Origin of the sequence: Anaeromyxobacter sp. Red801 (genome assembly GCF_049201065.2) — a bacterium.
Lineage (GTDB): Bacteria > Myxococcota > Myxococcia > Myxococcales > Anaeromyxobacteraceae > Anaeromyxobacter.
In genome coordinates, this window is the sequence record NZ_CM181236.1 from 3,963,554 (window position 1) to 3,982,563 (window position 19,010).

Sequence of the window (19,010 nt, forward strand, 5' to 3'; positions counted from 1 at the left end):
GTTAGACCTCGATGGACCCGGACAGGAACTCGGCCGCGCGGCCGGCGAGGCGGACCTTGTCCGCAGCCGGCTGGTCCTCGCAGCCGAGCCGCCCGCCGCGCCGCGAGACCTGCAGCGCCTCCAGCGTCCGCCGGCCGAGTCGGTCCGCCCAGTAGGGCACCAGCGTGCAGTGCGCCGAGCCGGTGACCGGGTCCTCGGGGATGCCGACCCGCGGGGCGAAGTAGCGCGAGACGAAGTCCACCCCGGGCGTGCTCGCGGGCGCGGTGACGACGATGCCGTGCCCGGGCAGCTCCGCCACCGCGCCGAGGTCCGGGCGGAGCGCCCGGACCTCCTCCTCCGTCGCGAGCACCGCCAGGTAGTCGCGGCCGAGCAGCGTCGCCTCGGGCGCGCGCCCCCGCAGCGCCCGCACCAGCGCGGGCGGCGCCTCGGCCGGCGCGGGCGGCCGGCGGGGCAGCGACAGCGCGATCCGGCCGGCGGCGTCGCGGGTCACGCCGAGCGTGCCGGCCTGCGTCCGGAACGCGACGGCGTCGCGCCCGCGGGCCAGGTGCTCGAAGACCACGTGCGCCGAGGCGAGCGTGGCGTGCCCGCACAGCTCGACCTCGATCTCGGGCGTGAACCAGCGCAGGTGCCAGCCCTCGCCCTCGGCGACCAGGAACGCGGTCTCGGAGAGCGCGTTCTCGGCGGCGATGGCGAGCAGGGTCTCGTCCGGCAGCCAGGCGTCGAGCGGGCAGACCGCGGCGGGGTTGCCGGTGAAGACGCCGCCGGTGACGAAGGCGTCCACCTGCCAGATCGGGATGCGCATGCGCCCGTTCTACACGAGCGGCCCGCGCGCGCCAGCGCCCGCGAGGAGCGCGCGCAGCCCCTCGGCCGCGTCGCTGCCCTCGAACGCGAAGCCGCCCGGCGCCTCGCGCAGCACGTCCGGCACGCGCGCCTCCGACGGCCCGCACACCACCACCGGCAGCCGCTGCACCTTCACCAGCTCCTCGAGCAGCGGGTCGATCCCGTCGGCGGGCAGGAGCACCAGCGCGCCCACCGCGCCCGCCGAGAACGGCCGCCACAGCGGCATGAGCGCGCGATCGCCGGGCAGCTCGGCGAGGTCCACCCGCACCCCGTCCGCCAGCGTGACGCGCCCCACCGTCCCGAAGCCGCCGGCGGGCGGCTCCGGCTCCGGGCGGAAGCCGGGCACCGCCTGGAAGCGCGAGAGCGCGGCGCGGCGCGCGAGCGGCCCGCCGCCGGCCACGACGACCTTGCCGACGGTCTGCGGCCCGGAGGAGCGGCCGCGGGCGATGCGGGCGCGGAGCGCGTGCAGCTCGTGCGGCGCGAGGAGCTGGCCGCGCGGCTCCGGGGAGAGCGCCTCGCGCCGGCGCGCGTAGCCGTGCTCGAGCAGCGCGCCCACCGCCCGCATCGCCTCGAGATCGGTGGCGCGGCAGCGGTCGAGCAGCTCGTGGAACGGGCGCGGGGCGCCGGACTGCAAGAGGCCCAGCACCTCCTCGGTGACCGGGTGCAGGCCGGCCGGGATCTCGCTCGGGTGGACGGCCAGCTCGACGCCGTCCTCGGGCGCGGGCAGCTCCGGGAGCAGCCGCGCGACCTCGTCGGCCTGGCGGAGGCCCTCGAGCACCAGCTCCTCGACGCGCCGGTCGATCCGCTGCGCCGCGGGCGGCAGGCCGGGGAGGAACGCGAACTGGCCTTCACGGTGGGTGAGCAGCCGGAACAGCGCCTTCTCGCCGACGACCGTGCCCATGGCCGCGTCCACCACCCGCCCCTCGGCGAGCGAGATGGAGGCACGCTCGCCCTCGCGCTCGACCGTGAGCGTGCCGGACTTCCGGTTCACCGAGAGGATCTGCAGCAGGTCCACCAGCGGGATCTGCGCCAGGTTCCCCTCGATCTCGCGGCCGTCGCCGGAGACCGCCCGCGACGCCTCGGCGCGGCGGAACACCTGCTCCACCCGCGCCAGCACCTCGTCCAGGTTGAACGGCTTGCGCAGGTAGAGGCCGAGGCGCGAGCGGTCCGGGTCCGACGAGGCGCCGGTGATCACCACCGGGATGCGCTCGGTGCGCGGGTTGGTGCGCAGGATCCGGACGAAGCTGCGCGCGTCGAGCAGCGGGCAGTCCTCGTCGAGCAGGATGAGGTCCGGGAAGCGGAGGATGGCGGCCTGGAGCGCGCGCGAGCCGTCGCGGGCCGCGTGCACCTGGTAGCCGCGCTGCCGGAGCACCGGCGCCAGCGCGCGCACGGTGGCCGGGTCGGGATCGGCGACGAGGATCTTGCGGACGGTGGCCATTCGCGCGGTCGCTCAGATGGGCTGGAGGTCGTACGCGCTCTGCAGCTTCGAGACCAGCGCGTCCACCAGCGGCATGTCGGAGGTGTGGAAGGTCCGGCCGTCCGGGCCGGAGAGCAGCGCGTAGGCGGAGCGCTCGGAGAGGAACAGCAGGAACTCGTGCCCGGCGAAGCGCTGGTCGCCGTCCACGTACACCTCGGTGACGAGCGGGTGCGGCGCCGCCTCGGCGTCGGTGCCGCGCGGGCCGAGCAGGTAGACGCGGGCGGAGGGGTCGCCGGCGCGCGCGGCCGGGTCGCCGGCGGGCAGGGCCGCGCGGACCGGCGACGCGGCGAGCGCGCTGCGCAGGCCCACGTAGAGCAGGCCGCGGGCGCGCGGGTCGCGCGCGATCTCGCGGGCCGCCTCGCGCTGCGCGGCCGCGAACAGCTCGGCGTCGGGCTGCAGCCGCGCGCTGGCCGAGCTGTCCGGCAGGCGCGCCGAGCCGGAGAGCAGCACGTCGGTCAGCTCCCAGAACGCGCCCGGCTCGAGGTCGCCGAGGTGCAGGCGGCGCAGGAGCGAGCCGCGCTGGTCCTGCACGCGATCGCGCGCCCAGTGCAGCAGCTCGTCGAAGTCCTCCCCGTCCTTCGGGAAGCTGGCGGCGCCGATCGAGAGGAGCACCGGCACGCGCTCCTCCATGGTCCGGACCGACGCCTCGCGCCGGACCTCCTCGGTGGCGCGGCGCACGAACATGAGCGCGCCGAAGTAGTCGGTCTCGGGGAGCAGCACGTAGTACTCGCTCTCCGACACCTTCGCGAGGATGTCGGCGTCGCGGACCGCCCGGCCCACCGCCGCCACCAGGTCGCGCATCAGGCGCCGGAACGGCTCGCGCCCCGCCTCCTTGCGGAGCTGCTCGACGTTGTCCACCGAGAGCACCACCAGCGAGAACGCCCGGCCGTAGCGGCGCGCCTTGTAGAACTCCTTGCCGGCGTAGTCCACGAAGTAGGAGAGGTTGTACGCGCCGGTCTCGCGGTCGCGCAGCCCCACTCGCTCCACCGCCTGGAAGCGGCGCGCGTTCTTCACCGCGATGGCGGTGAAGTCGGCCACCACGAGCGCGGCCGCGTGCTCGTCCCGGCCGAAGCGCCCGCGCGCGCGGTCGGAGAGCAGCGCCAGGCCGAGCGGCTCGTCGTCGGCCACGAGCGGCACCAGGAACGCCTCGCCGCCCCAGCCGTCCGGCGCCAGGAAGGGCGCGCCGCCGCGCAGCGCGTCGGCGAAGGCGGGATCGCGCGGGTCCACCCGGACCGGCAGCGCCGCCCGATCGACGAGGCCCCGGTAGCCGCGCAGCGCGAGCTGCCCCTTCTCGTCGGCCACCCACAGCGCCGCGCCCTGCGCGTCGGTGGTGCGCGCCAGCACCGAGAGCGCCAGGTCCACCAGCCGCTCGCCGTCGAGCGTGGCCAGGATCTGCAGGCCCTGCCGGTAGAGCGCCTGGGCTTTCACGAACTCGAGGTTCTCGGTGAGGAGCTGGCTGTGCTCGCGGCGGAGCCGCACCCGCGCCAGCACCCGCTCCGCCACGCGGAGCAGCTCCCCGGGCTCGAGCGGCTTCGTGAGGAAGTCGGAGCAGCCGGCCTTCATCGACTCGACCGCGAGCTTCACGTCCTCGCGGCCGGTGACCGCGACCACCTCGAGCTCCGGGTCGCGCCGCCGCGCCTCGCGGATGAGCCCCAGGCCGTCCAGGCCCGGCATCACCATGTCGGTGAGCAGCAGGTCCACCCGCTCGGCGGCGAGCACCTCCAGCGCCTCCTCCGCCGAGGAGGAGGTGCGGACCGCGTGCCCGGCACCGGTCAGCACGTCGCGGAACAGCTCCTGGAAGAAGCGCTCGTCGTCGACGACCAGGATCCGCCCGTTCGCCATCTAGAGGTCCGTCTCGCCGGTGAAGGCGCGCTCGGCCGGGCCGCGCATGGTGACGCCGACGAGATCGGGGGCCACGGTGATGGCGAGCGCGCCGCCCGGGAGCCGGACCTCCACCGGCACGCCGGCGCGGGCGAGGCCGCGCGAGACCGAGGCCACCGCCGCGGCGCAGGCCCCGGTGCCGCAGGCGTCGGTGAGCCCGGCGCCCCGCTCCCAGACGACGAGGTCGATGCCCGAGGGGCCGGGCCGGGCGAAGCCCACGTTCACGCCGCCCGGCACGAGCCGCTCGATGGCGGGCCCGACCGCGAGCGCGCGCGCCCGCTCCGGCGCGTCGAACAGCACCGCGTGCGGGTTGCCCATCGAGACGCGGAGCGCCCGGAGCGCCTCGCCGTCCACCCGGAACGGCTGCTCGCCCTCGAGCCGCGCCGGGCCCATCTCCACCGAGACCGCCTCGACCGCGCCGCCCGGGCCGCGGTGGATGGTGCAGCGCTTCGGGCCGGAGTCGGTGTCGATGACGAGGTCGCCGTCGAGGCCGCGCGTGTCGGCGAGGTGCCGGGCCACGCAGCGGATGCCGTTCCCGCACATGGCTGCCACCGAGCCGTCGGAGTTGAAGATGTGCATGGTGGCGGCGGCGCCGGCGCTGCGCGGCGGCAGCACCGTGAGCACGCCGTCGGCGCCCACGCCGCGGCGGCGGTCGCAGATCCGCCGGGCGCGCTCGGCGTCCATCAGCGGCCCGTCCACCACCACGAAGTCGTTCCCGAGGCCGTGGTACTTCACGAAGGGCAGCGGCACGCGGCGCATCATATACCGGCGGCGGGCCCCGCGCTCCCGGTGCGCCGGGCGCGCTCCGGGTCCGCCGAGGCGATACCGCCGGCGGGGCCGCCGCCGGCGAAGACGGCCGCCCGGCCGGCGCCCGCGCGCGGGCTGGCGGCGCGGCCGTCCGCGGGGTAACCCTGGGACCGTGACCACCGCGCAGGCGTTCCAGCCCGAGCTCCTCCTCGCCGGCGGCTCCCTCCACGAGGGGGCCGCGCTCTCGGTCAAGGACGGCGTCGTCGCCGCCGTCGGCCCGCCGCTGCCCGGCTTCGAGCGCGTCCCGCTCCCCGGCCGGATCCTGGTCCCCGGCTTCGTCTCCGCCCACGGCCACTCCTTCCAGCGCGCGCTGCGGGGCCGCACCGAGGCGCGCGGGGGCGCCGCCGGCCGGAGCGACTTCTGGAGCTGGCGCTCGGCCATGTACGCGGCCGCGCGCCGCCTCGACCCCGACCTGCTCGAGGCGGTGGCCCGCTTCGCGTTCTTCGAGCTGGCCCGGGCCGGCGTCACCTGCGCCGGCGAGTTCCACTACCTGCACCTCGACCCCGGCGGCCGGCCCTACGCCGATCCCTCGGAGCTGGAGCTGCGCGTGGTCCGCGCCGCCCGCGCCGTCGGCCTGCGCATCGTGCTGCTCCGCGCCGCCTACGCGCGGGCCGGCGCGGGGACCGAGCCGGATCCGGCCCAGCGCCGCTTCGTGGAGCCGTCGCCGGAGGTGTTCCTGGAGCGGCTCGACCACCTCGCCCGCCAGGTCCGCAACGACGACGGCGTCCGGGTGGGCATCGCGCCGCACAGCGTCCGGGCCTGCCCGCCGGCGTGGCTCTCGGCGCTCTCCGGCGCCGCGCGCGCGCGCGGGCTGCCGCTGCACGTGCACGCCGCGGAGCAGCCGGCCGAGGTGGCGGCCTGCCGCGCCGAGCACGGCCGGAGCCCGGTGGCGCTCCTCGCCGAGGCGGGCGCGCTCGAGGCCCGAACCACGCTCGTGCACGCCATCCACCTCGACGACGCCGACGTGGCGGCGATCGGCCGCGCCGGCGCGACCGTCTGCGCCTGCCCGCTGACCGAGCGCAACCTGGGCGACGGGGTGGTCCCGGCCGACCGGCTGGTGGCGGCGGGGGCGCGGCTGGCGCTCGGGGTGGACGCGCACGCCGAGGCGGACCCGCTCGGCGAGGCCCGGGCCCTCGAGCTGCAGCTCCGGCTGGTGCGCGGCGAGCGGGCGGTGCTGGACGATCCGCCGGGCGCGCTCGCGGCGCGGCTGTTCGAGGCGGTGACCGCGGGCGGGATGGCGTCGCTCGGGCTCGAGGGCGGGCGGCTCGCGGTGGGCGAGCCCGCCGACTTCGTGCTCCTCGACGTGGACGACCCGTCGATCGCCGGCGGCGAGCGGGACGCGCTGCTCCCCTCGCTCGTGTTCGGCGCGCAGCCGGGGGCGGTGCGGAGCACGTTCGTCGCAGGGCGGCCGGTGGTCGAGGACGGGTGGGCGCCGCCGGGGCGGCCCACCGGCGCGGACCTGCTGGCGGACTTCCGGGCGGCCATGCGCGCCCTGTGGGGCGGCGCGTAGAGAGAAGCGGCGCGGCGGCCCCGGCTCGCGTAGGCTCGGGACCGCATGGATCTCGTCCCGCTGCTCCGGTCCCTGGTCGCGCTCGACACGACCTCCGCCCGCACGAACCTGCCCGCGCTCGACCTGCTCGAGCGCGAGGCGCACGCCGCCGGCTTCGCCACCCGCCGCCAGCGCTGGACCGACGCGGCCGGGGTCGAGAAGGGCAACCTCGTCTGCCGCCGCGGGCCGGACGTGCCGGGCGGGCTCGCGCTCGTGGGGCACACCGACTGCGTGCCGTTCGACCCGGAGTGGAAGGAGGCGCTCTCCGGCGAGCTCGTGGACGGGCGGCTCGTCGGCCGCGGCTCCGCCGACACGAAGGCGTTCCTCGCCGCCGCGCTCACCGCCGCGCGCGCCGCCCAGCCCGGCCGCCTCCCGCTCACGCTCGTGTTCACCGCCGACGAGGAGATCGGCTGCCTCGGCGCGAAGCGGCTGCTCGCCGAGGGCGCGCTCCACCCGGCCCACGCCATCGTGGGCGAGCCGACGCGGCTCACCCCCATCCGCGCGCACAAGGGCTACTGCGCGGTCGAGGTGGTGGTGAGCGGGATCGAGGGGCACAGCGCCTACCCCGAGGTCGGCGCCTCCGCCATCCACCACGTCGGCCGGCTCTGGCCCGAGCTCGAGGCCATCGGCGCGGACCTGACCCGCGAGACCGACCAGGCGTTCTCGCCGCCGTACACCACCTGGAACGTGGGCGTCATCCGCGGCGGCAAGGCCCGCAACATCATCGCCGGCGAGTGCCGCTTCACGTTCGAGTGGCGGCCGCTCCCCGGGCACGACCCCAAGCGCGCGCTCCGGCTGCTCGAGGACGCCTGCGCGCGCCTCGCGGCGGCGAGCGGCGGCAAGGTGAAGGTGAACGTCGTCCCGCTCCGCACCGACGCGGCCGCGGTGACGCCGCCCGGCGCCGAGATCGTCCGCTTCCTCGAGGCGGAGAGCGGGAACGCCGCGGCGACCGTGCCGTTCGGCACCGAGCTGCCCGAGCTCATCGGCATGGGGGCCGAGGCCTGCGTGTTCGGGCCCGGCGACATCCGCGAGGCGCACCGCACCGGCGAGTCGGTGCCGCTCGATCAGGTCGAGCGCGCGGTGACCATCCTCGGGAACGCCATCGCGCGCTTCTGCGCGTGACGCCCCTTCGACTCCGCCCAGGGTGAGCGGGTCAGAGGAAGTATCCGCTCATGGTGAGCCCCGTCGAACCATGAGCGGGGCGCAGGGCCTGCCCCAGCTCACGGGACGATCAGCGCCGCCGCGTCGAGGTCCACCTTCACCCGCTCGATGGCCTTCGCCACCACGTCGCGGTGGTGGCGCAGCACGGCCAGCGCCCCGTCGATCCGCTCGCGCGGCGCGCCGCCGGCGAACGCGGCCTCGATGAGCCGCTCCTCCTCGGCGTCGGCGTGCGCGAGCAGCAGGCCCACCGCCTCCTCGCGGCGGCGCTCCAGCACCAGCCGCGCCTCGCGCTCGGCGGCGGTGCGGGCCGCCTCCAGCGCCGCCGGCGGCGGCGCGCCCACCCGCGCGTCCTGCACGTCATCGATCTCGTCCTCGAGCCGGTGCGCGGCGCCGGGCAGGACGCGGTTGCCCGCCTCCAGGTCCACCACCACCGCGATGGGCGAGAGGTCGAGGTAGCGCGAGGCCTGCCGCGAGGCGACCCGCGCGCCCGGCGCCACGTCGGCGGCGGTGGCGAGCCGCGGCTCGAAGCGCGCGTACAGCCCGCCCCGGCGCGGCGCCCACTCGCGCTTCACCGCGGCGCTCCGCCCCGCGTCGCCGTCGCGCACCAGCCCCAGCAGCGCCTCCACCAGCTTGTGACCGGTCGCGTACCAGTGCAGCTCGTCGCGGGCGACCGCCGTCTCGCGCCAGAAGCTGCCCACGAACGTCTCCGGCTCGTCGGGGATCTGCATCCCCGGCAGCGCCTCGATGCGCATGCCCGAGCCGAGCGTGAAGGAGACCTCGAACGGCTGGACGTTCTGGTCGGTGTCCACGTCCATGCCGACCCGGCGCCCCACGTCGGCGCAGACGTCCTCCAGCTCCTCCTCCAGCCAGCGCGACAGCGTGATGAGCGACTGCTCCAGCGCGGCGCCCGCGCCGTCGCCGCCGTCGATGCCGTCCGGCGCCTCCTCGCCCATGCGCTCGAACGCGCCGCGCACCAGGCGCGCCAGCTCCGGCAGCGAGGCGGAGCGGATGTCGAGGAGCGGGTCGCCCTCGTGCTGCGCCTTCCGGGCGGCGGCCACGCGCCGGGAGAGGTCCTTGCGGAACGCCTCGCGGGTCCGGTCCGACCGCTTGCGCTGCAGCGCCGCCAGCTCGTCCGGCAGCGAGGCCAGCACCGCGTCCAGGCCGCCCACCGGCTCGTCGAAGATGCCGATCTCCTGCTCGTACAGGTCGGCGAGGAACGCCTCGTCGCCCGGCTCCACCGGCACGTGGATCTCGACCGGGCGCGTCTGGCCCAGGCGGTCGAGCCGGCCGATGCGCTGCTCCAGCACGAGCGGCGACGCCGGCAGGTCGGCGCAGACCAGGTGGTGCGCGAACTGGAAGTTGCGCCCCTCGCCGCCCGACTCGCCGGAGAGGAGCAGCATCGGGCCCTCCGGGTCGCGGAAGCGGGCCACCAGCCGATCGCGCGCCTCGAGCGAGGGCGCGTCGTCGTAGAGGAGCGCCTCCAGCCCGGCCTCGGCGAGCCCGCCCTGGAGCCCGCGCAGCGCCTCGAGGTCGCCGCCGAAGACGAGCACCTTGTCGCCCCCGCGCGCGAGCCGCGCGCACAGGTCCACGAGCGCCTTCGGCCTCTCGCCCTCGCCCACGTCCACGCGGCGGAGCACGCGGGAGGTGAACGCGCCCACCTTCACGCGGCGGTTGCGGATGAGCCGGGAGGACAGGCCGTAGCGGTCGGCGAGGTGCGCGAGGAGCGCGGCGCGGTCGAGCGCCGGCGGGGCCTTCGAGAACACCGGGTCGTCCGGGGCGAGCGCGCGGAGCCGCTCCGCCGCCGCGCCCAGATCGCCGCCCGCGAGGAGGTCGCGGGCCACCTGCGCGTAGGCCTCGTGCTGCTCCAGGCGGGCGAGGAAGTCGTCGAGCGAGGTGGAGGGGACCGGCTCGACCAGCGAGAGCAGGCGGAAGTACTCGCGCGGATCCAGGCGGACCGGGGTCGCGGTGAGGAGGAGCACGCCGAACGAGGCGCGGCAGATCGGCGCGACCCGATCGTGCAGCGCGTCGTCGGCCAGGTGGTGCGCCTCGTCCACCACCACGAGGTCGAGCGGCAGGTCCGCCGCCGCTTCGGCCAGCTCCGGGTCCGCGCGGAGCGCCTCGAAGGAGACGATGGCGTGGGGCGAGCGGGCGAGCGCCGCCTCCGGGCCGCCCAGCGCCTCGATCCGGTCCGGGGTGAGGAGCGCGAAGAGCGCGTTGAACTTGTGGAAGAGCTCCGCCAGCCACTGGAAGGCGAGGTGCTCCGGGACGACCACCAGGACGCGCTCGGCCAGCCCCAGCTGCCGCATGCCCGAGAACACCAGGCCCGCCTCGACCGTCTTGCCCAGGCCCACCTCGTCCGCCAGGACGAAGCGCGGCATCCGGTCGGAGAGGATGCGCCCCGCCGCGCCCACCTGGTGCGGCAGGACGTGCACGCGGGAGGAGAGGAGCGCGCCCAGGGAGTCGGCGCGGCGCAGGGCCTCCAGGCGGTTCACCCGGGTGCGGAGCGCGAACGCCGAGGCCGTGGCCGGCTGGGCGGAGGCGAGCGCCTCGATCGGCCCCGAGGCCACCTGCTCGATCGGCGTGTCGGCCGGGACCTCGACCAGGGCCTGATCGCGGCCCGAGACACCGTGATGCCTTCGCGGCCCGCGAACCGGACCGCCAGGCGGCGGCCCTCGTCCGCGACCTGCACCACCACCCCGACGCCCCACGCCCGCTGGGCGCGGTGGACCACCTTCATCCCTGCTTTCCAGGCCATCGCGCGCCCCTTACCATCCGCACCCGGGACGGTCCAGCAAGACCATCCGCCGATCCATCCCCCCGAGCGGACGGCTGGTTCCGTCCCGGGCCCTCCCGTGAGAGAGCCCGTTGACAGCGCCAGCGGGTCAAGCTAGAAACCCCACGCTTTCGCGCCTTGGGCGGATAGCTCAGGGGTAGAGCGTCGCCCTTACAAGGCGAGGGTCACAGGTTCGAAGCCTGTTCCGCCCACCAGTTCTTGGGGTGTTAGTTAAGTCGGTTATAACGCCGGCCTGTCACGCCGGAGGCCAGGGGTTCGAGTCCCCTACACCCCGCCACTCCACGAGGCCGGGATCCTGAGCAAGGGTCCCGGCCTTCGTCTTTTTCGGCATCGCGCGATCCGAGGTTCCTCCTTCGTGCGGGAACCTGCATCCCAGCGCGCACCACGCAGCCTCCCCCGCCCGCCTCCCCCGCCCCGCCCTTCCCCTGCCCGCTCACCCCGAGCGTAGGGCCGCGAAGCGGCCCGGAGTCGAGGGGCCCAGCCGCCGCAGCGCGCGCATCGAAACCCAGACCAGGGGCGGCCCTTGGTCAAGCTTCCCCCTTAAACCTTGACTAAGCCATCCAGCTGGTCAAGCTTTCTCCAGGATGCCCCGGTACGAGACCCGCTCCTGGCCCGCCGACCCGTCCGCCGCCGGCGGCCGCGCGGAGCGCCGCGCGTTCCGCTACCGCGCCTTCGTTCCGGACCCCATCGCAGCGCTCCAGCCCGCCCTGCCGTCCGGCGTCGCGGCGGCCGTCTCCGTCGCGGAGCGCGCGGTGGACGCGTTGAATCGCGATCCCCCTCGCCTCGCCAGCCTCGAGGTCCTCGCCCGCCGGCTCCTCCGCGCCGAGTCCGTCGCGTCGTCCCGGATCGAAGGTCTCGTCCTCTCGCAGCGCCGCCTCGCGCGCGCCGAGGCCGAGGCACCCGACGCCCGCGACGAGACCGCCCGGTCCGTCCTCGGCAACGTCGCCGCCATGGAGCACGCCGTCGCGCTCGGCGCGGGCGCCAGGCCCTTTCGACTGAACGACCTCCTCGAGATCCACCGCCACCTGATGCTGGCGACGATCACGCCCGAGATCGCCGGCAAGCTCCGCGACCGCCAGAACTGGATCGGCGGCAACGCGTTCAACCCCGGCCGCGCCGACTTCGTCCCGCCCGCGCCCGAGCGGGTGAAGGACCTCATGGACGATCTGGTCGCGTTCGTGAGCCGGACGGACCTCTCGCCGGTGGTCCAGGCCGCCATCGCCCACGCGCAGTTCGAGACCATCCACCCGTTCGCCGACGGCAACGGCCGCGTCGGCCGAGCCCTCATCCACGTCGTCCTGCGCCGGCGCGGGCTCGCGCCGCGCTACGTCCCGCCGGTCAGCCTCGTGCTCGCCGCCGATGCGAAGACCTACGTCGGCGGGCTGACCGCGTTCCGGGAGGACCGGACCGCGGAGTGGATCCTCCTGTTTGCGCACGCGATCGAGCGAGCCGCGGCGAAGGCCAGCGAGCTCGCGCTACGCCTTGCAGAGCTTCAGGAACGCTGGCGAGAGCGTGCAGGTCGCCCGCGCCGCCACTCCAGCGCCGAGGCCCTCATCGTCGAGCTGCCGGCTCACCCCATCGTCACCGTCGCGACCGCGCAGGCGTTCCTCGGCCGCTCGAAGCAGGCCGTGAACGAGGGGATCGCCACGCTCGCCGACAAGGGCGTCCTCCACCCGATCACGCTCGCGAAGCGGAACCGCGCCTGGGAAGCCCGCGACCTCTTCGACCTCATCAACGGCATCGAACGCGAGCTCGCGACCCCGACCGACGACGACGAGCCTTCCCGTCCCACTCCTCACCGGAAGACTTCCTCGAGGAACTGACCCGGCTCGCTCTGCGCAGCGCTCACTGAGCCATCAGCTAACGACCGTCTTAGCCGGGGGTGCGGCTGCCGTTGGCTTCCTGGAGCTCACGCGGCGCCTCTGCCGCGTCGAGCGACTCAAGGAGTCAAGAACCCGTAGAACCGCGAGAAAAGCCTCGATGGCTTCAGCCTCGCTGTACCGAGGTTGTCCTCGTGGCCCCAACTCCACGTGAATGAAGTTTCGCGCCTCGCGCAGCAAGTGAGCCGCATGGGTGTCGAGGCGGGCGATTATGCCGAGACGCTGGCAGACCTCGATCGCTTCTCCCAACACGATCCGGCCCGGTGCTCCGCTTAGTTTCTTACCGCCCGCGGCGACCAGCACCTGGTTAGCTCGAGTCGCTCCATACCGGCGTAACCTGACCCGCAGCAGCGCCTCGGCAACCGACGCCGCCGCCACGATTGAATAGAACGGCTTCTGATCGAGGAACTCCACTGCTTCACGTGCCCGCGCGAGGACCGCCGGCGCAGCGCGTCCGGTGAGCCGTCTGATCCGCGCATGGAACTCGGCGCCCGAACGATCGAATGTCTTTTCGAACTTCCGCATCCACTCGTCTTTAGCACCAGCCTTGCCCATCAGCTTGAACTGCGGAGTCGAATCGACAGTCGCTTCGAAGAACACTTCCTCGCGATAGATGACAGTAGCATTGAGCTTTTGATCGCCCCGCGGCCCAGGAAATATCGCTCGCAGCGTGACCATGTCGCGACGGCGTCGCACTTCCTCGCATTGCGCGAGAGTCACCTGGGCACGTGGTCCAGGCACCAGCGCTACTAAACCGGCCTCTCTGCGTATGGACGCGCCACACTCGAGATCGACGCGGTAAGCCCTCGACACCTTGTCGTACCGGAACTCGAGAAGCTTGAGCGGAATGGGAGCCACGATGTCGAACACAGGATGCGACGAGTTCGAGAACTCAGTTCGCCGCTCCAGATGCAACTGCTTCGCGAGGTCCGTCAGACCATCGATTGCGGGGCCATGCTGAGACGAAAGCAGAACCGTCCGCGCACGATCGATGCACTCAAACCCAAACACCTTGTGCATATCGCCACCCGCGTTCCGCTGAGCGTACACGCGCGGCCCATCGCCATAACGAGCGCGAACGTCAACGTACCAACCATCCGGCTTGCCAGGCGTCCGAAACGGAAGGACGACGCTTCGCCCAAACGCTTCGTTGAACGCGGCTGGGACATCACCTTGGGCGAGCTCAGTCAAGACACCTGGCAATTGCTCCTCAGGTACATGCACCGAAACCGCCACCGCATCCCGAACGTCAACAAACCTCCCATCCGGAAGGCACGGCGGCTCAACACCGTCCGTCAGGCACACGAGGCTGCCCAACATCAGCGACGGAGTGCCCTGGGTGTCGTTCATCGCGAAGCCGACGAAGTGGGCGCCCTTCCACGCCACTCCCCAGCGGTGTCGCCTGCTAAGAAAATCCTGCAAGTCATTCGACGGCGACACCGCTCACGACCTCCGGATCTCTTTCCGTGTTTGACGCTCGCACCGCATCGTGACGCTGTAATGATACTGTCCCACCGACCTGCCTAGGCCGTCGGCCGGTGGGCCCGCAGCTTCGCGAGCAGCGCTTCGAGTTGCGTCCCTGGATCCTGGAACCAGTCCGTTGACCAGATGCGGTGAATGTTCCACCCGTACCCCTCGAGCACCCGCTGCCGGAGCCGGTCCCTATCCCTGGCGGAGCGTGCCGAGTGGTAGCTCGCACCGTCACACTCGACACCGAGCACATAGGTGCCGGGGTGTTCCGGATGGACCACGCCCAGGTCGATCCGGTACCCAGCGATTCCTACCTGCGGGTGCACCTCGAACCCGCGAGCCCTGAGCGCGCGTGCGACCGCCACCTCGAAGTCTGAATCGGGTTCGCGGCCGTCAGGCGCGCCAGTCGCCCACGCTCCGTCCTCCGCGTACCGAAGGTAATCGTGGAGCACGCGCAGCCCTCGCGGACTGCCGTCACCGACACCGAGTTGCCGGGGGTCGAACGAGCAGAACACTTCGACCCGGTGCTTGGCCCGGGTGAAGAGTACGTTCAGGCGCCGCTCTCCACCGGCCTGGTTGATCGGCCCGAAGTTCCTCGAGAACTGGCCATTCGGCTTCGGGCCGAACGTGATCGAAACGAGGATCACGTCTCGCTCGTCACCTTGCACGTTCTCCAGGTTCTTCACATCGAGCGGTTCCGGTCCATCCGCGTGCCGCCGGCGGTACTCCGCGAGAGCAGGGTCGAGCTTCTCCGCTTTCTGGAGTAGCTCGTCGACGAGATCCGCCTGGTGGTAGTTGAGCGTCGCCACCAGCAGGCTCTGGTCCGGATGTTCGACCGCATGCGCCCGAACTGCGGCCACGACGGCCTCGGCCTCCTTCACGTTGCGGTGGCCCTCATAAACCGCACCGTCCATCTTGTTGAAGAACACGCCCTGGTTCGACCCGGCGAACTCCGGCGTAGGAAAGACGATCAGATCCTCGCCATAGAACTCGCGGTTCGAGAACGCGATTAGCTTCGGGTGCCGAGACCGATAGTGCCAGCGCAACATCCGGAGCGGATACCGTGCCTGCGCAGCGGTCAGGATGCTCTCGGATCGCTCGAGAACCGTCGGACCGCTCTCGGGGGGCGCCTGCGCTTCCTCGACAGTGGCATCGGTCTCTGTGGTCCCGTTGTCATCGTCGTCGTCCATGTGACGGTCGAAGAAGCTCGTCGGCCCCAACTGCATCGGGTCTCCAACGACGACCATCTGCTTTGCCCGCGCGATCGCGCCGAGCGCGTCCTCTGGCCGGATCTGCGACGCTTCGTCCATGACGACGAGATCGAACTCCATCACACCGGGCGGGAGGTACTGCGCGATGGCCTGCGGGCTCATCATCAAGCAGGGCTTCAGGTTGACGATCGCTCTTCCCGCACGCCTGAAGAGATCACGGATCGTCACGCGTGGTCGCTGCTGGTCGGCGTGGTGCCTGATCAGCGCCTCGTCGGTGAGGTCGCGGACCGCACCGTACCCATTCCCGGGAACCCCGGGCGTACTCGCAAGACTGTGGGCGATGAGCTCCGCAGTGAGCTCAAGGGACTTCTCGTCCAGCTCAGCGAAGCGAGCTCGCATCTGCTCGTGCGCCGTACCCGAGAACCGCAACAGCTCAGCGTCGCCGCGGACGATCGCATTCGCAACCGTTCCATAAGCAGCGGCCTCGAACCCGTCCGCAGCGGTCGAGGGCGCGACGCGTCTCGCATCCACGAGTTTGCAGACCTGTTCACCGCCAGCCGCGACAGCTCGCGCCCGCGCGTGAACGTAGCGCGCCCAAGTATAGACGCTTGCGCCGGATGCGAGCGCAACCTTGAGACGCTCCCGAATCAGGCCGATAGGGGCATCGTCCACGCGAGGCGACGCCCCCCCGAGCCATGCATCGTTGTCGAGCTTTGCGATTTCCGCGAACCTCTCGGCCGCGGAGCGCATCATCGTTCCGCACTCGAATGCTGCGCCTACCCGCGCCCGGAACGCATCCAGCGCTTCTGTTTGACGCCCGTTCAGCAGTGCGGGAAGCGCTGCTTCTGGGATCCCGGTCTCCCGAAGTGACGTGACGTAGGAGAGCGCGGCACCGACCTCCGCGCATGCTGAGACGTCACTCGCGTCGGCTTCGACACGCCCCAGCTCGGCGATGAGCGGCCTAGCAGCCTCATCGCGCTCCCAGGCACACCGGACGAGCTCGATCCGCGACTTCAGAGCCCGCAGCGTCAGGTTGTCGCCCGAGCCCGCGTTCGCGAACGCCTCCGAAGTACCGTCGAGGGCGCCCGCGATCCCGTCCAACTCTCTCCTTACCTCGTCGAGCGGCGAGTCGGGCCAGGAACGATTGCTGACATGGAGATCGAGGGCAAGAGCGCTAAGTCCCTCGACGAGCTTGAGCGCGGCGTCCGTCGCGGTAGCGTCCTGACCTGTGCGAGCTGCGGCTTCCCGCCAAAGCGGCGCAGCGGCGTTCCACGCCGCTTCGTGGAGCTTGCTGCTTTCGACCGCAATACCGCGCCCAAGCTCCTCGACTTGCCGCAGCCACCGGACAGCCTCGAGCGCCGCGGCGAGAGGGCTGTCGATGCCGCGCGCGGCGGGCCCCAGCAGACGTGCGAGCGCCGGTGATGCGGCGAGCCGAGCTGTCTCGTCCTCGAACTCGAGGACGCTCCGAAGCTCGCGCAGCATCTCCTCGCGCTTTGCACGCCGTCCGGTCGCGGTGCGGAACGCAGAAACGGCTGCGCGGTACTTCCCCGAGAAGAGACGGGGCACGACCCGAGGCGCGTTCGCCATCGCGGCGATGTGCTCCCGCACGGCGACGGCGTCAGGCCGGAGCGACACAGGCCAGGTCTTGGCGAGCTCTTCGCGGCGCGCGGCAAGGCGCGCCGCGGTCGCCGCGAGCTCCACGAGCTTGGCTTCGGCGCCCTGCGCGCTCAGCGAGTCGCTCCGCAGCTCGAGTGCCTCAGTCGAGACCGAAGCCGCCAGCTGTACTGCCTTGATGAGGCGCTCGACGACACGTGGCGTACGCGAGAACGACCTGCCCAGGATCTCCTCGAGAGTCGACGCGAGCCGCTCGACCGAGTCCGCGACCCGCGCCAGGTGATGAACGCGAGCGGCCAGCCTCGTCGACTCACCAGCCGTCAGCTGTTCCCCGAACGACTGCGCGCCGTTGCGGATCGCTTCGGCGAACTTGCCGCCTTCCTCGCGCGTCAGCGCGCCGGGGCGTCCCCACGGGCCCTCGATGCTTGCCCAGGTCTCGCGACTCAGGCGCACCGCGTCGAGGGCGCGGACCAGCTCGGATTCCCGACGCGACTGGAGAACCCGCATCGGCATCTTTGAGACCGCCACCACGGGCGGAACTTCGATGTGCGAGAGCTTCTCGTGCAACCGAGCAAGCTCCGCGAGCGAACGCACGACGGAGACAGTCGCAGCGCGGTCCACACTCTCGAGCTTCGAATCAAGGGCTTCAGCCGCTGCCGCCCAGAGCCTCGCGGCTTCCAGGAGCTGTTCGAGCTGTTGGTGTGTCAGGTCCGGGTTGGTCACCCCGAACCAGGGATGCGCACCGAGCGCCCCGCACTCGGCCAGGACGTCAGCCGCGTTCGCGCCGAAGCCGCGGAGTAAAGCCTTGGCTTGCTCCAGGCGGTGACGTGTGAATTCGAGCGCAGTCGGTACCCGAGCGTCCGCGATGATGCGGTGGGCATCCGGCGACAGCGGGTCGAGCAGCCGTCTGGCACGCCACAGGATCTCGAACCCCGTAAGCTCAAGCTTCGGATGCCGCGCGTTCAGCTTGCGAACGTACTCGTTGAGACGCGCCCGGTGGAGGTCGAGCTCCTGCTGAACCGTGGCAAGATCGCGGGGGTAGAGGACGGTACCCCGGACACGAATCCGCTCGCCGAGATCGTTGAGGAACGCCTTCTTGTCCGAGGTATGGCTATGGAGCGCGAGGCAGTACGGCCCCAGTCCAATCTTCGTGAGACGCCGATGAACGACGTCCAGCGCGGCCTTCTTCTCGGCAACGAAGAGCACCCGCTTCCCGCGGTGGATTTCCGCAGCGATCAGGTTCGCGATCGTCTGGGACTTGCCCGTTCCCGGAGGCCCTTGCACGACGAGGCTCTTTCCTTTCGCCACCTCGATGAGAACGGAGTGCTGCGAACTGTCGGCGTCCACGACCACCGGCGGAACCTCCACGCCTGGTGGTGGACTGTCGATCTGATAGTCACCCGTCAGCTGCTCAGGCGCCTGCGCAGGAGCGGGATCCTCTCCGAGCACCTCCCGGAGCAACGGGTTCGCCAGTAGCTTGCTCCGGCGTGGCCAGGTGTTCGAGTCGAGATCCCGCCACATCAGGATCTTGCCGAACGAGACGAGGCCGAGAGTCACTCCTCTCCGGAGCTTCCAGCCGTGGGTATGCTCCTCGAGCCACTCTTCGATCCGCGAAAAGTAGGTCTCGAGAGCTTCGCCGTCCTCGATGCCAGGCAGCTCCGCACCCAACTCACGGCGACACTTCTCCTGGAGCGTGACGTTGGTGTCCCAGTCCTCTCCCGTCGCCTTCACCGTGTAGAGGTACGTCCTCGGACGCGTCTCCGTATCCAGCCGCCCGCGCTCGATCGCCGCGGGCACGAGCACCAACGGCGCGAGGCGGAAATCGCTTCTCGTCGCCTGCTCCGGGGGTACGTCACTCCACTCGACGAACCCGAAGACGAGGTGCAGGACATTGGCACCGGTCTCCTGGATCGCGGTCCTGGCCTTCTGGTGGACCTTCCGGAGAACCGATTCGAGATCTTCGGGCAGGACTAGCGTCTGGAGAGCCTTGTCCCGGTGCCGTCGGTGCTCGGGGGCCTCGACTGCGGGGAGCTCGTAGGACGGGTTCAGGCCAAGGGCGGTCGCGATGGACCTCAGTTTCGATTCGTGGCGATCCCGCCTCGTCGCCGCGTCCGCGCCAGGTTCCGCGGCGAGCGGGAGCTCCGGTTCCTGCTCCTCCTCTTCCTCCGGTCTGAGAGGTACGAACTCCATCGCCTCCCCGGCAGTGATCCGCTCGAACACCTGCGACGGCACCTCGTCGATGAGTCGAACGCAACCGGCCGGCGTGTGCCGGAAGCTGAGGAGACGGTTCTTGGCCGTGAGGTCGAGGAGCCTCCGACGCATGCGA

At 72.3% G+C, this 19,010-nt stretch carries 10 protein-coding genes and 2 tRNA genes; 5 read left to right on the forward strand and 7 right to left on the reverse strand.

The window, feature by feature from the left end:
* Nucleotide 1: 1 nt before the first annotated feature.
* From ACOQFB_RS18240 to dapF, 4 genes are read right to left on the reverse strand one after another with little or no spacing between them, the layout of a single operon-like run.
* Complete coding sequence (locus tag ACOQFB_RS18240) at nt 2-802, reverse strand: PhzF family phenazine biosynthesis protein (RefSeq protein WP_421609018.1); 801 nt, start codon at nt 800-802, stop codon at nt 2-4.
* 9 nt (nt 803-811) lie between these two features.
* A complete protein-coding gene (locus tag ACOQFB_RS18245) occupies nt 812-2,278 on the reverse strand; it encodes a DUF4388 domain-containing protein (RefSeq protein WP_421609019.1) in 1,467 nt (488 codons plus the stop codon).
* A 12-nt stretch (nt 2,279-2,290) separates the two neighbouring features.
* Nucleotides 2,291-4,159 carry a GGDEF domain-containing response regulator gene (locus ACOQFB_RS18250; RefSeq protein ID WP_421609020.1) on the reverse strand — a complete coding sequence of 623 codons (1,869 nt, stop codon included), beginning with the start codon at nt 4,157-4,159 and terminating at the stop codon, nt 2,291-2,293.
* Nucleotides 4,160-4,960, reverse strand: a complete 801-nt coding sequence (gene dapF, locus ACOQFB_RS18255) for a diaminopimelate epimerase (protein WP_421609021.1) — start codon at nt 4,958-4,960, stop codon at nt 4,160-4,162.
* Nucleotides 4,961-5,117: 157 nt separating this feature from the next.
* Here dapF and ACOQFB_RS18260 point away from each other — a divergent pair, with 157 nt between their 5' ends.
* Nucleotides 5,118-6,515, forward strand: coding sequence for a formimidoylglutamate deiminase (locus ACOQFB_RS18260; protein WP_421609022.1), 1,398 nt, complete (start codon nt 5,118-5,120; stop codon nt 6,513-6,515).
* A 45-nt stretch (nt 6,516-6,560) separates the two neighbouring features.
* Nucleotides 6,561-7,676 (forward strand): acetylornithine deacetylase, encoded by a 1,116-nt coding sequence (argE, locus tag ACOQFB_RS18265; protein ID WP_421609023.1) that lies wholly within the window; start codon nt 6,561-6,563, stop codon nt 7,674-7,676.
* Between the two features lie 98 nt (nt 7,677-7,774).
* On the opposite strand, the gene ACOQFB_RS18270 is transcribed toward argE, so the two are convergent.
* Nucleotides 7,775-10,282 carry an SNF2-related protein gene (locus ACOQFB_RS18270; protein ID WP_494492306.1) on the reverse strand — a complete coding sequence of 836 codons (2,508 nt, stop codon included), beginning with the start codon at nt 10,280-10,282 and terminating at the stop codon, nt 7,775-7,777.
* Nucleotides 10,283-10,628: 346 nt separating this feature from the next.
* Here ACOQFB_RS18270 and ACOQFB_RS18275 point away from each other — a divergent pair.
* The 3 genes from ACOQFB_RS18275 (at nt 10,629) to ACOQFB_RS18285 (ending at nt 12,332) form a co-directional block, all read left to right on the forward strand.
* Nucleotides 10,629-10,703: transfer RNA gene (locus tag ACOQFB_RS18275), tRNA-Val, on the forward strand.
* 6 nt (nt 10,704-10,709) lie between these two features.
* Nucleotides 10,710-10,786 (forward strand) — tRNA-Asp (locus tag ACOQFB_RS18280).
* Between the two features lie 307 nt (nt 10,787-11,093).
* Nucleotides 11,094-12,332, forward strand: coding sequence for a Fic family protein (locus ACOQFB_RS18285; RefSeq protein ID WP_421609025.1), 1,239 nt, complete (start codon nt 11,094-11,096; stop codon nt 12,330-12,332).
* A gap of 33 nt (nt 12,333-12,365) precedes the next feature.
* Here the strand turns inward: ACOQFB_RS18285 and ACOQFB_RS18290 are convergent, their stop codons facing one another.
* Both ACOQFB_RS18290 and ACOQFB_RS18295 read right to left on the reverse strand, forming a co-directional pair.
* The gene (locus ACOQFB_RS18290; RefSeq protein ID WP_421609026.1) at nt 12,366-13,829 is read right to left on the reverse strand and encodes a hypothetical protein; all 1,464 of its coding nucleotides are present in this window, start codon (nt 13,827-13,829) and stop codon (nt 12,366-12,368) included.
* Between the two features lie 83 nt (nt 13,830-13,912).
* Nucleotides 13,913-19,006, reverse strand: a complete 5,094-nt coding sequence (locus tag ACOQFB_RS18295; protein WP_421609027.1) for a PDDEXK-like endonuclease domain-containing protein — start codon at nt 19,004-19,006, stop codon at nt 13,913-13,915.
* Nucleotides 19,007-19,010: the final 4 nt, after the last annotated feature.